10 protein-coding genes and 1 pseudogene are annotated in these 23435 nt (G+C 41.7%); 3 read left to right on the top strand and 8 right to left on the bottom strand.

Annotated elements, in window-relative coordinates; all coding sequences use genetic code 11:
- Positions 1-114 precede the first annotated feature (114 nt).
- A complete protein-coding gene (locus CBG49_RS15775) occupies positions 115-285 on the top strand; it encodes a hypothetical protein (protein ID WP_157668370.1) in 171 nt (56 codons plus the stop codon).
- A gap of 51 nt (positions 286-336) precedes the next feature.
- On the opposite strand, the gene odhB is transcribed toward CBG49_RS15775, so the two are convergent.
- The 5 genes and pseudogenes from odhB to CBG49_RS06440 form a co-directional block, all read right to left on the bottom strand.
- Entirely contained in the window at positions 337-1611 is a 1275-nt protein-coding gene (odhB, locus tag CBG49_RS06455) for a 2-oxoglutarate dehydrogenase complex dihydrolipoyllysine-residue succinyltransferase (RefSeq protein ID WP_088593852.1), read from the bottom strand.
- Positions 1612-1640: 29 nt separating this feature from the next.
- Positions 1641-2597 carry a DUF4299 domain-containing protein gene (locus tag CBG49_RS06450; RefSeq protein WP_088593851.1) on the bottom strand — a complete coding sequence of 319 codons (957 nt, stop codon included), beginning with the start codon at positions 2595-2597 and terminating at the stop codon, positions 1641-1643.
- Between the two features lie 192 nt (positions 2598-2789).
- Positions 2790-2924, bottom strand: coding sequence for a hypothetical protein (locus CBG49_RS16295; protein ID WP_257789604.1), 135 nt, complete (start codon positions 2922-2924; stop codon positions 2790-2792).
- Between the two features lie 66 nt (positions 2925-2990).
- Positions 2991-3549: pseudogene (locus CBG49_RS06445) on the bottom strand (TonB-dependent receptor plug domain-containing protein).
- 64 nt (positions 3550-3613) lie between these two features.
- Complete coding sequence (locus tag CBG49_RS06440) at positions 3614-6388, bottom strand: 2-oxoglutarate dehydrogenase E1 component (protein ID WP_088593850.1); 2775 nt, start codon at positions 6386-6388, stop codon at positions 3614-3616.
- Between the two features lie 576 nt (positions 6389-6964).
- On the opposite strand from CBG49_RS06440, the gene CBG49_RS06435 reads away from it, so the two are divergent.
- A complete protein-coding gene (locus tag CBG49_RS06435) occupies positions 6965-7444 on the top strand; it encodes a Dps family protein (RefSeq protein ID WP_088593849.1) in 480 nt (159 codons plus the stop codon).
- 182 nt (positions 7445-7626) lie between these two features.
- Positions 7627-8547: an aspartate carbamoyltransferase catalytic subunit gene (locus tag CBG49_RS06430; RefSeq protein ID WP_088593848.1), complete on the top strand. Its 921-nt coding sequence runs from the start codon at positions 7627-7629 to the stop codon at positions 8545-8547.
- 63 nt (positions 8548-8610) lie between these two features.
- Here the strand turns inward: CBG49_RS06430 and CBG49_RS06425 are convergent, their stop codons facing one another.
- From CBG49_RS06425 to CBG49_RS06415, 3 genes are all read right to left on the bottom strand, one after another.
- Complete coding sequence (locus CBG49_RS06425) at positions 8611-9477, bottom strand: bile acid:sodium symporter family protein (RefSeq protein ID WP_088593847.1); 867 nt, start codon at positions 9475-9477, stop codon at positions 8611-8613.
- A gap of 16 nt (positions 9478-9493) precedes the next feature.
- On the bottom strand, positions 9494-10417 hold the full coding sequence (locus CBG49_RS06420) for a hypothetical protein (protein ID WP_088593846.1): 924 nt from the start codon (positions 10415-10417) through the stop codon (positions 9494-9496).
- Between the two features lie 128 nt (positions 10418-10545).
- Entirely contained in the window at positions 10546-23403 is a 12858-nt protein-coding gene (locus CBG49_RS06415; RefSeq protein ID WP_088593845.1) for a T9SS type B sorting domain-containing protein, read from the bottom strand.
- Between the last annotated feature and the right edge of the window lie 32 nt (positions 23404-23435).

Below are 23435 nucleotides of genomic sequence, written 5' to 3'. Positions count from 1 at the left end.
TTACTAGAAAAAATGTGTGTATTATTAGACACACTTATCCTTTAAAGTGCAAAAATACAATATTATTTTTACACAGAAATAGGTAGTAAGAAATTTAACAGAAAATTAACGCTTTTGGGATGCCCCCGACTCACTTACTCGGCAATTGCCGACAACCCCGAAGGGGGACAAGCCGGAAAAAGGTGGTGGGAGGTGGTGAGAATGGTGGAAGGTGCGAGCCGCACGGGCGATAATGGAGCGGTGGGAGCGGTGGGAACTGTGAGAGTTATGGGAGCTGTGAGGTAAAAGTTTGGGGAAACTCTTACCTCTTAGCTCTTACCTCTTACTTCTTAGCTCTTAGAGTTCAAGGGCTTGTTTTGGGTTGCCGTTCATTAGGAGCTCGATGGGATTTTCAAGAGCTTCTTTTACTGCTACTAAAAATCCTACTGATTCACGTCCGTCGATGATACGGTGGTCGTAAGAAAGGGCGACATACATCACGGGGGCAATTACTATTTGACCATTGCGCACTATAGGGCGATCGACGATATTGTGCATACCCAAAATGCCTGATTGCGGTGGATTTATAATAGGAGTAGACAACATTGATCCGAAGACACCTCCATTGGTAATGGTGAAAGTACCTCCGGTCATCTCATCTACCGTAATTTGTCCATCACGAGCACGGGTTGCTAAGCGTTTTACCTCGGCTTCAACACCGCGGAAGGAGAGGTTTTCGGCGTTGCGAATGACGGGCACCATCAATCCTTTGGGGCCTGATACGGCGATAGAGATGTCGCAGAAATCGTAAGTAACTTTGTCTTGACCATCAATCATTGAATTGACATCGGGGAAGAGTTTGAGGGCGCGTACTACTGCCAAAGTGAAGAACGACATAAAACCGAGACTCACGTTGTGACGTTCTTTGAAAGCGTCCTTATATTCGGCGCGCAACTGATAGATAGCCGTCATATCAACCTCATTGAAAGTAGTGAGCATAGCGGTTTCGTTTTTAGCACTCACTAAACGTTCGGCTACTTTACGGCGCAACATACTCATCTTAGCACGTGTTTCACGACGCACACCACCTGTGGGGGTTCCCATTGATGGCTTAGAGGCTTTAAGAGCGTCGTTTTTGGTGATACGACCTCCTTTGCCAGTACCTACTACTGTTGATGCAGGAATCTCGCGTTCTGCTAATATCTTGCGAGCGGCCGGTGATAGTCCTCGATCTCCTGAAGTGGGAGAAGCTGGTGCGGTGGGAGATTCTGATTGCCCCCGTTCCCCCGAAGGGGGACAAGCTGGTGTGGTGGGAGCGGTGGAAACAGTGGGGGCTGTGGGAACAGTGGGAGCCGTGGGGGCTGTGGGAACAGCGGGAGCCGTGGGGGCTGTGGGAACAGCGGTTGTATCGATTAAGCATACTACTTGTCCTACTTTTACGGCTTCGCCTTCTTCGGCTTGCAATGTAATAATTCCGCTAGCTTCAGCGGGAAGTTCAAGGGTTGCCTTATCGGAATCTACTTCGGCAACAGCTTGGTCTTTAGTTACGTAATCCCCGGTTTTTACAAGCCAACGGGCTATTTCTACTTCGGTGATAGATTCCCCAGGTGAGGGGACTTTCATTTCCAACATATCGTTTAGTTTTAGGTGTTAGGTATTAGTTATTTCGTCGTTAAAAAGTTTTTCAATTTTGCTAAGAATCCTTTGCGTTCTTGTTTATCATTTTGCAAGAGAGTTTCAAGTTCTTGTCGGTTGAGGGTTATAAGCATATAGTGACCATCGAGTTTTTGTATTTTCTCTTGAGGCAATCGCTCTAAAAAGGTTTGGTAATCGAGTCCGTCGAGTACCTCATAAGCATCAGGATCGTTTTCATCGCCGTTGATAACTACCAAACTAATGCGCCACAACTTTACATCGTCTTGACTGAGGTTTACTTGAGTAAAATCTACAAAAGGCGGATATTCATATGGTAAGATAGTAGGAACGCCCTCTGTAAGAGCATAAGCTCCCATCACCTCTCCTCTGTCATTTCTAAAAAACTGCTGACGTGCGATATATGCATCAGGGTGCTCATATAGTTGTTTTTCTATGAGCTGACTAAAGGCTTTTACCTTATCTTCGGCAGCTAATAACCGTTTTATCATTTCGTCTGACAAACATATAGGACGGTAGACACCGAACAGATAAGATCCTCCTTTTTCACCTTCATAACATTTGATGCCAAATTTAATATCGTTTCTATAATCATATGTAATGGCATTAGGTTCATAAACCTCTCCTTCTTCATCAACTACTTTGCTACCCAATGCGGTAGCTACTTTGCCAATAAACTCGTACGCACCTAACCAATCGGCTTCGGTACTGGGAGTAAAGACGCGCACACCGTAGTCTTGGGCTTCGGTGTCGTAAGAGACCTCAAAACCGCGACCACTGATACCTTCTTGTCCCATCAGCATATAGCCCCAATCACTGAGCGGTGCGTTCATCACTTGAGAGTAATGCTCGTCGTTATCATCAATAGAGTATTGTACAAATCCCTCACGCTGGAGGTCGAGCAATTGCTGAGGAGTCATTTCCTCAGGTGCTTGTGTATTTTTAATGTAAAAAGTTCGACTCATTTTTTTAATAGGTAACAGAGGTTAGGGATTAGGTGCTAATTTAACGTGAGTTCAACATAAGTAATTATTAAATAATCAGTAAAATGTTTTAAATCTCCCACGAATTTCACGAATTTTCACGAAATAAGGACTGTAAAACTCTTTACATTATCTCACGAATTTTCACCTGACGGTGAATTATTTTGTGAATATTTATAAAGCAAGCACTCTTAGTTGAGGCTCTACAAGGGGAATGCTATCTAATACAACTAAAGCTGCAATAGGTTTTCGCTGTGCTGATACAATTCCGATGATAAATAAACACAAGAATGTAATAATTGTTTTCATTGAGGTTAATTTAGAGTTTGCAAACTCGTGGCACGAGGCTGTAGCTCATACTGAGAGGGTTCTATTTTATGGAGTTTTCTCTATTAGAGGTATATCCAACTTTTCAGGATTACCTTTTAGAGTAACTAAAATCACTCCATTTTTAGCTTTCTCACCGTATTTTTCAGTAGCTTTTTTGTCTTTTAGTACTACGATACTCTCTACTCTTTTAGGGCTGACATTGTTCATAAAAAGCTCCTACTTCAGGATCTGAAAACTCTACATCATTGACAACAACCAGAGGAAAATCTTTGTTAGGAACTTCTATTCTTGATAGGTTAGCTTTCTTAGAAGTATCTTTGCTTTTCTTCAAAGTAATGATAACCACTCCTTTTTCGGCTTTACTGCTACATAAAACAATAGCAGAAGGATCTTTAAATATGCTTTTAAGTACATTGATATTCTCAATATCATTAGGCTCAATTGCGTTTAAAAAGATAGTACCTACCTTGTCGTTATCTATCAGAACACCATTCATCACGAGCAATGGCGAATTTTGCTCTCGTGACACAATTTTGGTAACTGTTTTTTGCGCTGATAGCACATAAGAGGTTATCAACAATAGTAATGTAATGATTGCTTTCATATTGACGTTCAAAAAGCTCTATTTGTGAGGACGAATTGCCATTAGGGCGAATTGCCATTCGCCCCTACGGGATAAATACGGCGGCAATGGCTTGGCTGTGACGTTTGCGGTCGCGAGTGTGACTGCCTGAGGCAGGGGCTGCATAAGCAGGTGTGCCTACATAACGCCATTTTACCAAATCAAAATTCATTAGCATATAGCCATAAGCGCCCATATTTTTTGGTTCTTCTTGCGCCCATACGAAATCGGTGGCGTGAGCGTATTTAGCAATTACTGCTTTGAGTTGCTCTACAGGCAATGGGAACAACTGCTCAATACGTACCAAGGCTACATCGTCTCTACCGAGTTTTTCACGCTCGGCATAGAGGTCGTAGTAATAACGGCCGGAACAGAAAACCACGCGTTTTACCTTTTCAGCATTGGCGATAGGGTCGTCGAGCACTTCTTGGAAATGTCCTGCAGCTAAATCGTCTACCGTTGAAATCACTTGTGGGTGACGCAACAAGCTCTTAGGTGTGAACACTATCAAGGGCTTGCGGAAGTTGGTTTTCATCTGTCGGCGCAAGAGGTGAAAAAAGTTGGCTGGGGTGGTACAATTGGTTACATACATATTGTTTTCGGCACAGAGTTGTAAATAGCGTTCTATGCGCGCTGAGGAGTGCTCGGCTCCCTGGCCTTCGAAACCGTGAGGGAGTAACATCACTAAGCCGTCTTGGGTTTTCCATTTGCCTTCACCACAAGAAATATACTGGTCGATCATTATTTGAGCACCATTGGAGAAGTCGCCGAACTGTGCTTCCCATATAGTGAGTGTGCGCGGACTTGCCATTGCATAACCATACTCATAGCCTAAGACTCCATATTCGGATAACAAGGAGTTATAGATATGGAAATTACCTGTTGCTAATTGTTTAGTTTTTAAGTCTTTTAAGAAACATACTTCTTCTTCAGTATCTTCAGTTTTGAGCACGGCGTGGCGATGTGAGAAAGTACCACGTTGTACGTCTTCGCCAGTGATGCGCACATCGAAACCTTCGGTGAGGAGCGATCCATAAGCTAAGAGTTCCGCCATTCCCCAATCGATATGGTTATTAGCATACGCTTCTTTACGGTCGGCGATAATTTTCTTCACCTTATTAATAAAGGGTTTATCGGCGGGTAATTCGGTAAGTACGGCAGCTATCTGGTCAAGTTTTTCTTTAGCGATAGTTGTATTTACCTTTTGTAGCATTTCCTGAGGAGAGGCTATTTCAAAGCCCTGCCATTCGGTTTGCATAAAAGGTTTTAATATTGTAATCGGCTCTTTGCGAGAGGCTTCGAGGCAAGTATCGAGATATGCTTTGTAAGCATTTTCTATTTCGGTAACATACGCTTGTTGGGTAATCCCCTCCCCTATCAGTTTTTGTGCGTACATATGGAAAGAATTATCGTGTTTTCCGATAGTTTTATACATTATCGGTTGAGAGAATCGGGGTTCGTCGCCCTCATTATGACCGTATTTGCGATAGCCAAAGAGATTGATATACACATCTTTGCCAAAGGCTTGACGGTAATCAATTGCTAAGAGGAAAGTATGTACAACGGCTTCGGCATCATCGGCATTGACGTGAAGCACAGGTGATTCGTTGATTTTTGCAATATCGGTGCAGTAGAGAGAAGAACGTGAATCGGAAAAATTAGCAGTAAAACCAACTTGGTTGTTGACCACGATATGTACAGTACCTCCATTAGTAAAGCCACGCAAGCCGCACATTTGAACAGTTTCGTATACTATACCCTGACCTGCAACGGCTGCATCACCGTGAATGAGTATAGGCAAGGCTTGACGGATATTTCCTTGACAATAGCGGTCTTGTTTAGCGCGGGTAATCCCTCCGACGAGTGCATTTACGGCTTCGAGGTGTGAGGGGTTAGGCACTAAGTTCATATCAACGGTTTTGCCAGTGCGGGTGTTGCGCTGGGTGGTAATACCCAAGTGGTATTTCACGTCGCCATCGAACCAATCGTCCATTTCGTAATCTTTACCATCGAACTCGGAGAAGATATCTTGTGGATTTTTGTGGAATATATTAGCTAATACATTCAATCGACCGCGGTGCGCCATACCGAGTACGACGTGTTTTACGCCTTGCTCGGCAGCTGCTTCGATCATAAAGTCAAGCCCCGCTACAAGGGTATCATTACCTTCTAATGAGAAACGTTTTTGACCTACATATTTTGTATGTAGGAAGTTCTCAAAAGAAGCCGCTTCGTTGAGTTTTTGGAGGATTTGGAGTTTTTCTTCTTTAGAAAACTGAGGGGTATTATGGTTTTGTTGTAATCGTTTGACAAACCAGTTGCGTTCTTCGGTATTGCGAATGTGTTGAAAATCAACTCCTATAGATTTACAATAGGTAGCTTGGAGTTTTTCGACGATAGTGCTGAGGGGTGCGGGGGCTAAGCCTATTTCGCGAGCGGCATCGAAAGAGGTGTTTAAATCGGCGGATGTGAGTCCGTAGTTTTCGATAGCCAAGGTAGGGGTATAAGGCTCACGAGGGCGTAGCGGGTTGATTTGAGCGAATAAGTGTCCGTAAGTACGATAATCGTTGATTAGGTTGAGAACGGCGAATTCTTTTTTGACCTTATTGATCAAGGCGGGGTTTTCGTCACTCACTACTTGTTGTGCCATTGCGGGTATAGCTTCTTCAACGGAAGTGCCATATTGCTCTTGAGCAAAATCAAAACCTTGGAAGAAAGCGCGCCAACTAGGTTCTACCGCATCGGGGTTTTCTAAATATTTATCGTATAAATCACCGAAAAAGGCCGTACTTGCGGCATTCAAGAAAGAATACTTATCCATAAAATAGCAATTGTTTCGTTTGACTTTCGTTAATAATAGGCAAAGGTAGTATTTTGTTTTGAATTAGCAAGGGAATTTGTGTTAAAAAAAATAAGATTTTTATAAATATTTGATTTTCAAGTATAGTGGGAGCGGAATGAGGGGAGCACGAGCTACAAGCTCGCGCCAGAGGAGGGATAGCCCCTATTCTCCGAAAGGGGACAAGCCGGAAAAGAGAGGAGAATGAGGAAGGTGTCCGAAAAGTTTTATTTATGTAGGCGTTTGCAAAACGCCCCTACATAACATACTACAAAAGCTATTGATAATCAGAGTAAACAACTTTACCAAAGGTCGTAGCACGACGAGCAATTAAGAACTTTGGCAAAGTGTAGCGACGCAAAAGTGATTTTGAGACTTTTTGGAAAGCTCCAGCGGAGGGGTACAAGCTACAAGCTTGCACTAGCGGGGGAGACTCAGATAATCTTGGAGAGTCTCGGAGGAGGTAATAGCACTATTAGAAAAATCTATTAATTTAATTATTGTATTTAACAAATTTATTATATCTTTGCAGCGTAGAATTAAAAAAATAACAACATTATGAAATTAAATACCTTAGGGCTTGACAAAGCCAAAGTAGAAAAAGAAATCGGCTTGCTAAACGTATTGCTTGCCAACTATCAAACGTATTACCAAAACTTGCGCGGTGTACACTGGAATGTAAAAGGAAAACGCTTCTTTGAACTACACGTGAAGTTCGAAGAACTTTATAATACCGCACAAGAACAAGTCGACGAAATAGCTGAGCGTATTCTTACCCTCGGTGGCGTGCCTTTTCACACTCTCGAAAGCTATGTAAAGCACACTTCTGTTCCCGTAGGTGAAAACATTTTCGACGATGATAAAACCGTACGCTTGGTCATTAATACCCTTAGCGCTCTATTACCTTTGGAAAGAGAATTGTTAGACTTCTCCGACGAAATAGGTGATGAAGGGACTAATAATCTAATGAGCGACTTTGTAACCGAACAAGAGAAAACTGTTTGGATGCTTAAAGCTTACTTAAATGAAGTTGTGTAATCAATTGATTATTGACAATTGACAAAGTGCGGTGTTTCATATTGTGAACATCGCACTTTTTATTTTGGAGAGAGGTGAGAGCGGTGGGAGTGGTGAGAACAGTGGGAGCGGTGGGAGTAAAAAATTGTTGTTAATTAAGAAATTATTATTACTTTTGCACAACCACTTAAAAAGAATATAAAATGAGTGCATTGAGTGTGAATCACCTATTGGGTATCAAGTATATCACTGAAAAGGATATACAGTTAATTTTTGAGACTGCTGACCATTTTAAGGAGGTCATCAACCGTCCTATAAAAAAAGTGCCTTCACTGCGCGATATTACTATTGCTAATCTTTTCTTCGAAAATAGTACACGCACACGCCTATCATTTGAATTGGCAGAAAAACGCCTCTCTGCTGATGTAATTAACTTTTCGGCTTCACAATCTTCAGTTACTAAAGGAGAAACTTTGGTAGATACTGTAAACAATATCTTATCGATGAAAGTGGATATGGTAGTAATGCGCCACCCTAATCCAGGGGCAGGAGTCTTTCTCTCACAACAGGTGAAGGCTTCGATTGTAAACGCTGGCGATGGGGCTCACGAACACCCTACACAAGCGCTTTTGGACTCGTACTCCATACGAGAACGTTTGGGTGAGGTAGCAGGTAAGAAAGTAGTGATTGTAGGCGACATATTGCACTCACGGGTGGCACTTTCTAATATTTTTGCCCTTCACAAACAAGGTGCTGAAGTGATGGTATGCGGGCCTCAAACGCTCATTCCTAAATATATACACGCATTGGATGTGAAAGTAGAAACTGACTTACGCAAAGCACTGAATTGGTGTGATGTAGCGAATATGTTGCGCATCCAAAATGAGCGCTTAGATATCAGTTATTTTCCTTCTACTCGCGAATATGTACAACAATACGGACTCACCAAAGAGATTTTGGATAGCTTAGACAAAGAAATTGTGATTATGCACCCAGGACCTATCAACCGAGGGGTAGAAATCACTAGTGAAGTAGCTGATAGTGACCAATCAATTATCTTACAACAAGTAGAGAACGGAGTTGCTATACGAATGGCGGTAATTTATTTATTAGCTAATAAGTAAGAGGTAAGAAAAGCGCGATGTTTATCATTCAAAACATCGCGCTTTTTTATTTATCAGTTGTTGTTATCTTTTTAGTCTGATAGTAATAAGGGCGAAAGCAAAAGTGGTAAAGAAAGAAAAAATTGCATAGACAAGGGCGGGTTTGGTCATATCGGTATTGCCTATGAGGGTTCCTGCTACTAATATAGCTAAAGCTGTGTTTTGCAGTCCTACTTCTATACTAATAGTTGTTGCTTGTACTCCTGAGAGTTTAAAGGTTTTTAAAGCAATGAAATAACTGAGAATCATTGCACTGAGGTGCATTAGCAGTGTAGCAGGCAAAAGACGAATTATCTCATCTACCGAGATACCACTACCTCCTGATTGTTTATCTCCAAAGAATTTAATAAAAAAAACAATTCCCAATAATATCGTATTGATAACCTTTAAAGGAAAACGGATTTTAAGGGATATGTTAGGAAAAAATCGGTTGAAAAACAAACCTAACAAGGCGGGAATGATGATAATTTTAGCTACTTCCCAGACCATATTGAGGATAGGTAAAGAAACTTCGGTATGACTTCCCATAAAGATTGCTACTGCCCAATTAGACAACAGTGGAATGGAGAGCAGAATGAGCAGACTGTTGATAGCAGTAAGCGCGACGGCTAAAGCGGTATCGGCTTTGATGAGATAGCTGATAAAGTTAGAGGTTGTTCCGCCAGGACATATTGCGACGATGATGAGTCCGACTTTTTCGGCTGGGGGGAGATTAACTAATTCGGCAATGATAAATGCACAAATAGGCAGAAAGACCATCTGCAAGAAAAGCCCCAAGTATAGAGGCTTTGATTTTTTGAATATATTCTCGAAATCGGCAAAGCGAAGGGAGCTACCTATCGCAAAGGTGATAAGCATCAGAACTGCCGAAAGAAGATAATCTATAAACATTAGTAATTAGTTTTTTCTAATAAGTGTAAGTATAATTGGCTTTATGGTTGCTATTTTTCTTGTATTCCATTGATTTAGGGCTGTTGTTGCTGTTCCATTGATAAGAGAAAGAGCGAGTAGCATTCTCTAAATCTTGGTAGTTCGCTTGAGTGTTGTTATACAGATTGTTTGTATAAGAAACAACATTATGAGCGGCTGTTCTTAGCAGAGGATCCCTATAATAATCGCCATAGTAGTTGTAGTTACTTATCAACTCTATTTCAGCTAAATATTTAAAGAGGTCTCGTTGATAGATATTCGGTTTATTATCGTATTGGTAAGTACAAGTGCCTTTGGTTTCTTCTCTAGGTATATTGCCTATATAAACTATTTTCTCAAAGGAAGCTACTGTGCCATCGGGATTGAGAGTATAGGTAAAACGGTCGTTAGAACCAGGAGTAGGATCGGTGGCAATCATTTTTATTTTATTAGCTTCATAAGTATAACTATATTTTTTTGTTTCAGTTCCATCAACCGTAGTTTTACTCGCTACTTTGTTATTAAGATATTCATAGGTAATTTTTTGAACATTATCACTACGAATGATAGATTGTAAGTGATTTTCACTGTAATTAAAATTATAAGAATAATTTCTATTGCTTTGAGAATTACTTTTGAGGGTGATTCTTTTTATCAAATCACCTTCATAGTCAATGGTATAGACTTCATCTGTAGTAATAGATCCATCTTCTACTATTCTTACTCTACTGAAAGTTGTTATTTTATTTCCAGTTAAAGTATAAGTATCCGTAGTTTTTACGGTTTTCCCTATGGAAGTAGTTACCTCTTCTACAATTGTTTTAGGGAAAACGTTACTATAGGTAGTTTCATTGTTATTATCGTCTTTTCTACAAGAGAGCAGTACAAGAGTAAGTCCTGCTAATAATACTATTTTTCTCATTTTTGATACGCTTTGATGGGACAAAGGTAGCAATAATTTTTTAATTAGCCAATTTGTAGTTGAGCAAAATCATAAAAAGGACTGCCAGATTGATTCTGGACAGTCCTTTTTTCTATGAACTCATTTAATTATTTCTTGAGATATAACCAACCTACTTCAGATTGTTTTTTATTATTCTGATCGTAGTATTCGATTACATAATAGTAAGTACCTTGAGGGAGTTTATCGGCAGCTTCGACGGTTGCACGGGCGTCGGAGATTCCTCTAAACACGCGGGTTACGTTGTCGTAGCCGTTTACCTCGAATACTTTCACGCCCCAACGGTTGTAAATACGTACCACATTGTTTGGATAGTTTTCTATGCCACCAATATGGAAGTGGTCGTTTTTACCGTCGCCATTTACTGACATACCACTGTAAGGGATGATTTTATTCACTACTTCTACGGTTACTGTAGCAGAGCTACATCCAGCGGAGTTACAGATTTCGTACACAAAGGTATCGGTTCCTGTAAATCCTGTGTGAGGACGGTACTCTATTGTGTTATCGCTATTTACCATCACTGTACCATTTGCTGGAGAAGTTACTACATTAGGGGTAGTTGCTCCGTTGAGGGTATCGTTTGGCAATACTGCAATATTTACAGGTGTATTCACTGCTGTAGAAGCTCTATCATCGACCGCTACTGGCAATACTGTAGGAGTTACTGTTGTAGGTGATACAGTGATTGTTACTACACCTGTTACACAACTTGTAGGGGTTGCCGTTGTACATACTTGATAAGTAATAGTGTATGTACCACTTGCTGTGCCGGTTGGAACGGTTACTGTTCCATCAGGATTCAAGGTTGGAACGGTTCCTCCTGGTACTTGTGGCGTTGCTGGAGTTACTACGGTGATAGTAACGTTACCTGTTGGGCCTGTAGTAACTGATTGAGTTCCTACAGTTCCTCCTGTGGTGATATTTCCAGCAGTAGTTGTGGTTGTATCGGTGTATACCATATTGTTGTTTGGCAATACTGGTACGGGTTGTCTCACCGTTACTGTCACTGTTGCTTCTGTACTGCAAGCTGTAGGTGTTGCTACTGAACAGATATGATATGTATAGGTGTAAACTCCTGGGATTGCATTAGCTGGTACCGTTACCGAACCGTTGCTTCCTATTGTAGGTACTCCTGTACCTGTTGGCGCAGTAGTTACACTTACTGTTACATTAGTAGCTGTTGCTGATGCAACTCCATCGACAGTATCATTACTCAATATAGTTCCTACTACTGTTGCTGTACCGCTTGTTGGCACATCGTAAGTATTATCACCTACTGTAGGTGTGGCTGTTGCCGTAGGTGATACAGTAACTGTTACTACACCTGTTACACAACTTGTAGGGGTTGCCGTTGTACATACTTGATAAGTAATAGTGTATGTACCACTTGCTGTGCCGGTTGGAACGGTTACTGTTCCATCAGGATTCAAGGTTGGAACGGTTCCTCCTGGTACTTGTGGCGTTGCTGGAGTTACTACGGTGATAGTAACGTTACCTGTTGGGCCTGTAGTAACTGATTGAGTTCCTACAGTTCCTCCTGTGGTGATATTTCCAGCTGTAGTTGTGGTTGTATCGGTGTATACCATATTGTTGTTTGGCAATACTGGTACTGGTTGTCTCACCGTTACTGTTACTGTTGCTTCTGTACTGCAAGCTGTAGGTGTTGCTACTGAACAGATATGATATGTATATGTGTAAACTCCTGGAATTGCATTAGCTGGTACTGTTACCGAACCGTTGCTTCCTATTGTAGGTACTCCTGTACCTGTTGGCGCAGTAGTTACACTTATTGTTACATTAGTAGCTGTTGCTGATGCAACTCCATCGACAGTATCATTACTCAATATAGTTCCTACTACTGTTGCTGTACCGCTCGTTGGCACATCGTAAGTATTATCACCTGCTGTAGGTGTGGCTGTTGCTGTAGGTGATACAGTGAGTACTGTTGTACCACTTACACAAGTACTTGGTGTTGCTGTTGTACAAACATCGTAAGTAATTGTGTAGACTCCTGGAGGCAATGTGCCTGGGACTGTAATAGTACCATCAGGATTCAATGTAGGAGTAGGAGCTCCAGGTGCAGCACCTGGTGTTACTACTACATTGGTAATAGTTACATTACTTCCTGTTGCAGAAGCAGTGGTACCGTCTGGTTTCACTATATCATCATTGTTCAAGATACTTGGCGTTGTACTAGTACCTGTTTGCGTTACTGTAAGGTTTTCAGGACGGATAATAGGTGATGGCTGACTTACAGTAACTGTAAGGGTACCACTTGTACAAGCTACAGGTGTAGCTGTTGTACATACATCATAAGTGATAGTATATACACCTGGAGGTGTGGTAGGTGGTATTTGTACGTTACCTGTAGTTGGATCTATCACTGGTGTATTAGGTGTGATAGGACTTGTTATAGTAATGGTTACATTTCCACCTGTACCTGCCGTTGCTGACTGAGTACCTACTGTATCGTTTGTCAATATGTTACCTATTGTACGGGTTGTTGTACTTGTAGGTGTTGATGGTACTATTGGTAAATTATCTGGTGTGATTACTGGAACCTCGCCTACTACTACTGTAGCGGTTGCTGTTTTACAGTTAGAAGGATTCAATACTTCACACACTCTGTATACAATATTATAAGTACCTGACTTAGTACCTGTTGGTACAGTTATCTTACCTGTAGTGGTATCTAACGTAGGTGTAGGTGTACCTCCTAAGCTTGTTGCCGGAGTTACTACTGCTATAGTTACAGCTGTTGAACTTACTGGGTTTCCACCTAAAGTTGCCGTATCTATTACAGTTTCTGTTGAAGTAGTTCCTGGTGCTAAAGGATATACTTTAGAAGGTACTACTAATTCAGGGGCTCCGACAGTTACTACTACAGTGCGCGTTCCTGTACAGTTAGTTGGGTTCAACACTTCGCAGTAGTTATACGTAATTGTATAGTTACCTGCTGGGGTATTGCCCGGTACGGTTACTTTACCTGTGTTTGGATCCATAGTCGGTACTTTGCTACCACTTGGATTATGAACCGTCATTGTTACATTACCACCAGGGCCTGCTGTTGGCGTTGTTACTCCGCCTATGCTATCGTTATCGAAAATGCTTGGCGTTGTTTGAGTGCTGGTGCTTGGCGTTACTGTAAGTGTTTCTGGCACTACTGTAAGACTGGCTGAACCTACGCTGATTACTACTGTTTGGGTTTGGCAGTTGCTGCTTGGGTTCAAGCTTTCACACTCTTTATAAGTAATGGTATATGTGCCTGACTTAGTTCCTGCTGGTACAGTTACTATACCTGTGTTTACATCTAAGGTTGGGGTTTTTCCTCCTCCTATCGGTGTTGCTGGGGTAACCACAGTGATGGTTACGCTACCTGTTGGGCCTGCTGTTGGGGTGTTACCTCCTAAATTGTCGTTGGTAAGGATGTTACCCGCTGTTTGGGTTGTCACTCCGTTACCTACCGTAAAGGTATCGCTTGCTACTGTAAGGGTTGCTGCACCTACAGTTACTACTACAGTGCGCGTTCCTGTACAGTTGGTTGGGTTCAACACTTCGCAGTAGTTATACGTAATTGTATAGTTACCTGCTGGGGTATTGCCCGGTACGGTTACTTTACCTGTGTTTGGATCCATAGTCGGTACTTTGCTACCACTTGGATTATGAACCGTCATTGTTACATTACCACCAGGGCCTGCTGTTGGCGTTGTTACTCCGCCTATGCTATCGTTATCGAAAATGCTTGGCGTTGTTTGAGTGCTGGTGCTTGGCGTTACTGTAAGTGTTTCTGGCACTACTGTAAGACTGGCTGAACCTACGCTGATTACTACTGTTTGTGTTTGGCAGTTGCTGCTTGGGTTCAAGCTTTCACACTCTTTATAAGTAATGGTATATGTGCCTGACTTAGTTCCTGCTGGTACAGTTACTATACCTGTGTTTACATCTAAGGTTGGGGTTTTACCTCCTCCTATTGGCGTTGCTGGGGTAACCACAGTGATGGTTACACTACCTGTTGGGCCTGCTGTTGGAGTATTACCTCCTAAATTGTCGTTGGTAAGGATATTACCCGCTGTTTGGGTTGTTACTCCGTTACCTACGGTGAAGGTATCGCTTGCTACTGTAAGGGTTGCTGCACCTACAGTTACTACTACAGTGCGCGTTCCTGTACAGTTGGTTGGGTTCAACACTTCGCAGTAGTTATACGTAATTGTATAGTTACCTGCTGGGGTATTGCCCGGTACGGTTACTTTACCTGTGTTTGGATCCATAGTCGGTACTTTGCTACCACTTGGATTATGAACCGTCATTGTTACATTACCACCAGGGCCTGCTGTCGGCGTTGTTACTCCGCCTATGCTATCGTTATCGAAAATGCTTGGCGTTGTTTGAGTGCTGGTGCTTGGCGTTACTGTAAGTGTTTCTGGCACTACTGTAAGGCTGGCTGAACCTACGCTGATTACTACTGTTTGCGTTGCACAGTTGCTGCTTGGATTCAAGCGCTCACACTCTTTATAAGTAATGGTATAAGTGCCTGACTTAGTTCCTGCTGGTACTATTACATCTCCTGTGTTTACATTAAGTGTTGGTACTTTACTTCCTCCTGTAGCTGGGGTAACGACCGTTAAGGTTACATTTCCTGTTGGACCAGCTGTTGGGGTGTTACCGCCTAAGCTGTCATTTGTAAGAATGTTACCCGCTGTTTGGGTTGTTACTCCATTACCTACCGTGAAGGTATCGCTCGCTACGGTAAGGGTTGCAGCACCTACAGTTACTACTACAGTGCGCGTTCCTGTACAGTTGGTTGGGTTCAACACTTCGCAGTAGTTATACGTAATTGTATAGTTACCTGCTGGGGTATTGCCCGGTACGGTTACTTTACCTGTGTTTGGATCCATAGTCGGTACTTTGCTACCACTTGGATTATGAACCGTCATTGTTACATTACCACCAGGGCCTGCTGTCGGCGTTGTTACTCCGCCTATGCTATCGTTATCGAAAATGCTTGGCGTTGTTTGAGTGCTGGTGCTTGGCGTTACTGTAAGTGTTTCTGGCACTACTGTAAGACTGGCTGAACCTACGCTGATTACTACTGTTTGTGTTTGGCAGTTGCTGCTTGGGTTCAAGCTTTCACACTCTTTATAAGTAATGGTATATGTGCCTGACTTAGTTCCCGCTGGTACAGTTACTATACCTGTGTTTACATCTAAGGTTGGGGTTTTACCTCCTCCTATCGGCGTTGCTGGGGTAACCACAGTGATGGTTACGCTACCTGTTAGGCCTGCTGTTGGAGTATTGCCTCCTAAATTGTCGTTGGTAAGGATATTACCCGCTGTTTGGGTTGTTACTCCGTTACCTACGGTAAAGGTATCGCTTGCTACTGTAAGGGTTGCTGCACCTACAGTTACCACTACAGTGCGCGTTCCTGTACAGTTGGTTGGGTTCAACACTTCGCAGTAGTTATACGTAATTGTATAGTTACCTGCTGGGGTATTGCCCGGTACGGTTACTTTACCTGTGTTTGGATCCATTGTTGGTACTTTGCTACCACTTGGATTATGAACCGTCATTGTTACATTACCACCAGGGCCTGCTGTTGGCGTTGTTACTCCGCCTATGCTATCGTTATCGAAAATGCTTGGCGTTGTTTGAGTGCTGGTGCTTGGCGTTACTGTAAGTGTTTCTGGCACTACTGTAAGACTGGCTGAACCTACGCTGATTACTACTGTTTGTGTTTGGCAGTTGCTGCTTGGATTCAAGCTTTCACACTCTTTATAAGTAATGGTATATGTGCCTGACTTAGTTCCTGCTGGTACAGTTACTATACCTGTGTTTACATCTAAGGTTGGGGTTTTACCTCCTCCTATCGGCGTTGCTGGGGTAACCACAGTGATGGTTACGCTACCTGTTGGGCCTGCTGTTGGGGTATTGCCTCCTAAATTGTCGTTGGTAAGGATATTACCCGCTGTTTGGGTTGTTACTCCGTTACCTACCGTAAAGGTATCGCTTGCTACTGTAAGGGTTGCTGCACCTACAGTTACCACTACAGTGCGCGTTCCTGTACAGTTGGTTGGGTTCAACACTTCGCAGTAGTTATACGTAATTGTATAGTTACCTGCTGGGGTATTGCCCGGTACGGTTACTTTACCTGTGTTTGGATCCATTGTTGGTACTTTGCTACCACTTGGATTATGAACCGTCATTGTTACATTACCACCAGGGCCTGCTGTTGGCGTTGTTACTCCGCCTATGCTATCGTTATCGAAAATGCTTGGCGTTGTTTGAGTGCTGGTGCTTGGCGTTACTGTAAGTGTTTCTGGCACTACTGTAAGGCTGGCTGAACCTACGCTGATTACTACTGTTTGTGTTTGGCAGTTGCTGCTTGGGTTCAAGCTTTCACACTCTTTATAAGTAATGGTATATGTGCCTGACTTAGTTCCTGCTGGTACAGTTACTATACCTGTGTTTACATCTAAGGTTGGGGTTTTACCTCCTCCTATTGGCGTTGCTGGGGTAACCACAGTGATGGTTACACTACCTGTTGGGCCTGCTGTTGGGGTATTGCCTCCTAAATTGTCGTTGGTAAGGATATTACCCGCTGTTTGGGTTGTTACTCCGTTACCTACGGTGAAGGTATCGCTTGCTACTGTAAGGGTTGCTGCTCCGACAGTTACTACTACAGTGCGCGTTCCTGTACAGTTGGTTGGGTTCAATACTTCGCAGTAGTTATACGTAATTGTATAGTTACCTGCTGGGGTATTGCCTGGTACGGTTACTTTTCCTGTGTTTGGATCCATTGTTGGTACTTTGCTACCACTTGGATTATGAACCGTCATTGTTACATTACCACCAGGGCCTGCTGTTGGCGTTGTTACTCCGCCTATGCTATCGTTATCGAAAATGCTTGGCGTTGTTTGAGTGCTGGTGCTTGGCGTTACTGTAAGTGTTTCTGGCACTACTGTAAGACTGGCTGAACCTACGCTGATTACTACTGTTTGTGTTTGGCAGTTGCTGCTTGGGTTCAAGCTTTCACACTCTTTATAAGTAATGGTATATGTGCCTGACTTAGTTCCCGCTGGTACAGTTACTATACCTGTGTTTACATCTAAGGTTGGGGTTTTACCACCTCCTATCGGCGTTGCTGGGGTAACCACAGTGATGGTTACGCTACCTGTTAGGCCTGCTGTTGGGGTATTGCCTCCTAAATTGTCGTTGGTAAGGATATTACCCGCTGTTTGGGTTGTTACTCCGTTACCTACGGTAAAGGTATCGCTTGCTACTGTAAGGGTTGCTGCTCCGACAGTTACTACTACAGTGCGCGTTCCTGTACAGTTGGTTGGGTTCAATACTTCGCAGTAGTTATACGTAATTGTATAGTTACCTGCTGGGGTATTGCCCGGTACGGTTACTTTACCTGTGTTTGGATCCATAGTCGGTACTTTGCTACCACTTGGATTATGAACCGTCATTGTTACATTACCACCAGGGCCTGCTGTCGGCGTTGTTACTCCGCCTATGCTATCGTTATCGAAAATGCTTGGCGTTGTTTGAGTGCTGGTGCTTGGCGTTACTGTAAGAGCTTCGGGAACTACAGTAAGACTCGCTGAACCAACTTTGACTACCACTGTTTGCGTTGCACAGTTGCTGCTTGGATTCAAGCGCTCACACTCTTTATAAGTAATGGTATATGTGCCTGACTTAGTTCCTGCTGGTACAGTTACTATACCTGTGTTTACATCTAAGGTTGGGGTTTTACCTCCTCCTATTGGCGTTGCTGGGGTAACCACAGTGATGGTTACACTACCTGTTGGGCCTGCTGTTGGAGTATTACCTCCTAAATTGTCGTTGGTAAGGATATTACCCGCTGTTTGGGTTGTTACTCCATTACCTACCGTGAAGGTATCGCTCGCTACGGTAAGAGGTGTAGCGGCTAACTTAATAGTTGATGTTTTAGTAAGCACATTGCCAAAAGTATCTTTTGCTACAAAGGTAACAGTGATAACGCCACCAGGTACAGTACAAAAGTCAGCTGGAGCATTATAGTTATTTGTAATAGTTGCTATTGCACCACAAGCATCGGTGGCAGTAGCCGTACCGAGCCAAGTGTTGATAGCTGTAGTAGCTGTAGTTGAGTTACATACTATATTCAAAGCAGATGGAGCATTGAAAGTAGGTGGTGTGGTATCGTTCACTGTAAGGGTAACAGTCACGAGGCCACTAGTACAGCCGTTGTTATTGATTGTTCGTACATAAGCTGTTTTAGTAGTACGAGTTGTTACATTTGTATTAATAGTAGGTGCCGTAGTGTTGCTAGTAGTAGCGGTAGCTGTATCATACCAACGCAAGGTAGTACCAGCTGCTGCTGTAACATAATTAGCAAACGACACATTATTAGCTGTTGCTGTAGGGCAAAGCGTCATATTACCACTAAGTGTAGGCAAAGCTACAGAAGGTAATTTAGTAAGTGTTACTTCTTGAGAAGTTGCCGTTACAACAACATCTGCTGTAAACTTATAGCTATATACTACTCTATATTTATAATTAGCTATTCCAGCTGTTGTTAAAGAAGCGGTTGCACCACTTGTAATAGTTCCTTGAGAAGAAGCTATATCTGTCCAATTTGTACCATTATTACTTTGTTGCCATTTGTACTGAATACTGCCTGTGGCATTTTGCAATTGAGCCTTAGAGGTAAAAGTAGCCATTTCATTAGCACAAATAGTTTTATTTTGTGGTTGCGTAGTAATAGTAATTGTATTGGCAGGAGTTACAGATGTAGGGCAAAGCTCTACTAATACTCCTGATGTACCTCCTGATGCTCTAACATCAGTTATAGTCAGCTCGGTAAAAGGTTTATCAGAAGTAACTCTTATAGCAACATCATTTACCTTTTCTGGCTTAGAAGTTACCCTACCACTAGGAGTCAAAGTAACTGCTCCAGCTCCTCCTAAACAATCGTATATTTTAGTAAAAGTAAGGTTACCATTATTAGTAGTAAGTTGTACTTCGTCATAACTTCCAGTTGCAGGGCTACTCATTACCATCAACCATACTTCTGTGCTAGTAACAGGCTTACTAAATACATAGGTTACTGCATTACTAAACTGAGCAGGAAGATTATTGTGTATGATGGTATAATGGTGATATACCGTACCACTACAATAAGTACCTGTATCAGAGTTTCCATAAATACTTGGCGTACCTGAAAATTTACGAGTTACACTAACACCATTCATTACCACAGTCTGTCCTTGCCCTACTGGTGCTGGATATTGTACTGCTGGTTTAGTAGTACAAGCTGCTGTAGTAGCTTGTGCTCTTCCTTTTTTATCGGTATAAGTCTTCTCACAAAAACCTTTTTTAACCTTAGTTACGGAAAGCTCTAAAGTTTGGTTTGTAGTTTGAGGGGGTACATTGTATTTACCTGCTGCATTGAGCGTTTGAGTTTGTTCTGCACCATTCCCTACCTTGAAAGTTACTTGAGCACCTGGAGTTCCTTCTATTACAAAACTTACAGAGGTATTTTCTCCTTGTTTGAATACTGGAGGAGTAGCTGTTATATTAGTAACATCTAACTCATCTATAGTTACAGTAAACTCATCAGAGTATACGGTTATATCATCGCAAAGATCAGTAATATCTGCACTATATTTTACTCTAAACTTACCTCCAGTAGCTATGTTTTCTGTGCTAATATTAAAGGTACGAGTAGCTCCTACTTTAGTATTGTTACTATAGATTTGAGCAGCTCCTCCGTTAGGAAGCGCATAGTTTACCCAATTAGCAGAGCTATTGGCTTTGTATTGTAATTCGTAAGCAAATTTATTGCCACTACCATCATTTGCTATAGTACCTGTAGCAACTGTAGCTTGGGCATTTATAGTAAAGCTACTACCACTACATACCGTTTTATTTGGATAAGTAGCAGGGTTGATAGTAATTACATTTGTTGCAGTAAGTGCATCAAATTTAAATATATTAGAATAGCTTTCTCCACCGCCACATACTGAGGCATCGGAAGTATACTTCACTCGGTAATAACCTGTGTTAGAAGCTACATTTTCTATTGTAAGTATTTTTTCAGCACCGCCAGTTACAAGGGTATATTTTTGAGTAGCATGATCTACCCAACTAGCTGTATCGGTAGGACGGTATTGCAACTGATAAGTAACACCTGTACCTCCCATACCTGTATTGAGGGTTGCTTTAGCAGTAATAGTTGTAGTACTAGTAGCACTTGCACATACAGAAACATCTGAATAAGCAGGTGTATTTATTGCGATGACTGAAGACACTGTGTTAGCTACCAATTTAGTAGCATTAGTAGTAAGTGACATCGTACCACAGAAACTACCTGCGTGGGTATAAGTATATGCTACACGGTATAGTGCATTGTTATCAGAAGCAGTAGGTATGAAGCTATAGTTAACATTAGCACCTGAAGCTGCACTACCACTTTGTCCGCTTATATCGCTCCACGTAGTACCATTGTTAGTAGACTTTTGCCATTGGTAATTGAGACTACCACTGAAAGGACTGGCTAAAGTAGCTTGTGTAGTAAGGGTAGTGGTAAACCCAACACAAGCAGTAGTTGTAGCGGTAAGTTGCGTAGTAATAGTTACCGCATCGGTATTACCAGTACCTTGCTTTTTGATTGAAGCAGGGCAGAGGTCTACAAAGTAACCGGCAGCAGTGCTATTAAAATCTGTAATAGTAAGTTCCATAAAAGGTTTGTCGGAAGTTACTTTTACACCTACATCTACGCCTTTTTCACCATCAGCCCATACTACATTATTATCTATAGCAGCATTACCTACACAATCAGAAACTAAGGTTAGTGTAGGATTGGTTCCACAATTAGTTGTAATTTTAGCAGCATCACGATTAGAAGGGATTTCCTTATGTCCTCCCATTAATGCTAACCATACTTCTACATTGTTTACTGGCTGACTAAATTTATAAGTAACGGCTTTATTACTATGTAAAAAGGTAGTACCCGCTTTATATACCGCTTGACAAGTGGTTACACTAGCAGTAGAATAATCTGTAGTTCTCTCTGTTCCTGCTGGTCTATTTATATTCACTTGTATACCATTTACAGTAGCTGTATTAGTACCAACAAATAATGGAGTTGGCATACCGCTACTACATTGTCCTCCAGAAAAAGGAGGTACCTTTATAGAGGTAGGACAAATCACCACGTAATAACCACCTCCATCACTATTTACATCAGTAAGGGTTATTCTTGTAAAAGGCGTTGTAGAGGTTACTCTTATTCCCGCATCGGTAGTAAGCTTTTTAGTAACACTCTCTACTGTATTATCACTATTGATAGTAACTCCAGGGTGACAATCGTATACTCTAGCAAGAGAAATTATACCATTATTTACTGCGAACTTTACTTTATCCTTAGTACCTTCATTTAAATTATCTCCAAAGTAATAAAGGAATATTTCAGCACTTTGTATAGGAGTTGAAAAATCATACGTAATTTGTTTATTACCTATCAACAAAGGTAAGCCTACAGGATAGTTTACATTACTACCACAATGATTTGATGTAAGAGGAATAGTAGTCATAGGTACTCCTGCTCCTAAAGTACGTGTTACCGTCACATTATTCATATTAGCGGTAGCTACTGTTTGGTTTGCAAAGTTAGAGCCTATAGTAGCAGGGGTACAATTGTAGCTTTGAAGAGAGGCTTGTACTGAATTAGGACAAAGAGCTACAAGATACCCAAAGCCTGTACTATTTTGGTCAGTAAGGGTTATTTCGGTGAAAGGTTGAGAAGAAGTTACTTTTATAGCCACATCCACTGTTCTTTTCGCATTCGCAGCACTTTTCACCTTCCCTCCGGTAATAGTAGTACCACTAGGGTTACAGTTATAGGTTTGTGAAAGCTGAATAGTACCTTTGTCTACAGCAAATTGTACCTCATCATAAGTAGTAAAACTACCATTATCACCAAAAGCCAATAAAAATATTTCAGCTGAAGTAATAGGACTACTAAATTTATACTTTAGCGTCTTTTTAGAAGAATCCAGAAGAGGTAGAGTCTTAGTATAGTTCACCGATGTACCACAATAACTAGCAGAACCTAAATTACTAAAAGAAGTACCTGCTTCTACTGTACGAACAACATTTATCCCATTAGGGAGGGTAGTGTTAGCCACAGTAGTTTGTGGAAAATTAGCTGAAACTGTAGCAGGAGTACAAGAAGACATATCCATAGGAGTAAGTACTGACTCCAAACAAATCTCTACATAAAAACCATAACCAGTATTGCTATTATCAGTTTCTATAGTAAGTTCTGTAAAAGGCTCAGTAGAAGTAAGCCCTATATTTACATCGGTTAGTTTACTACTTTTAGAAACTACTTTATTAGTTCCTTGTAGTTGCGCACCATTTCCGCAATCATTGCGTATATCTAAGGAAAGGGTACCTTTGTTCACTGTAAAAGTAGCATAATCTAACTTACCAGCTGCTGCCGCATATCCAAATTCAGCAAAGAAGATTTCTACATCTACAATAGGCTGACTAAACCTATAGGTTATCTTTTGCACTCTATTAGAGTCCATAATAGGATAACCTGCAGGATATGTTTTTTTTGGATTTCCGCAGTGGGCAGCCTCATTTATAGGCCATTTATTAAGAGGTGCTTCATCGCCAGAGTAGCTTACCCCTTTATCTGTTCCTACAAGACGACGATTGTTCTCTAATATACGAGTTACTGTCACGCCTCGTATAGTAGTCTCCGCTTGAACTCTTCCGTAGCGTTGCTTTGAAAGAGAGTTAAAAGGCAACGACTTTACCTCATTTGTGTATTGTACAGGATTAGGCATAGTAAGACATTGTGCGCTCAAATGCCCTATAGTGAGTAAGAAGAAGCCTACCCATAGTAATAAATGAATGTTTTTGCTTGTTAGTGATGTAAAGTTTCTTTTCATTGAAAAACAGTTTTCTTCTATTTTAGGGTGCA

It is taken from the genome of Capnocytophaga endodontalis (assembly GCF_002209445.1).
Classification (GTDB): Bacteria; Bacteroidota; Bacteroidia; order Flavobacteriales; family Flavobacteriaceae; genus Capnocytophaga; species Capnocytophaga periodontitidis.
Note: the sequence above shows the minus strand (reverse complement) of the source record. Positions and strands in the feature narration are given on the sequence as shown.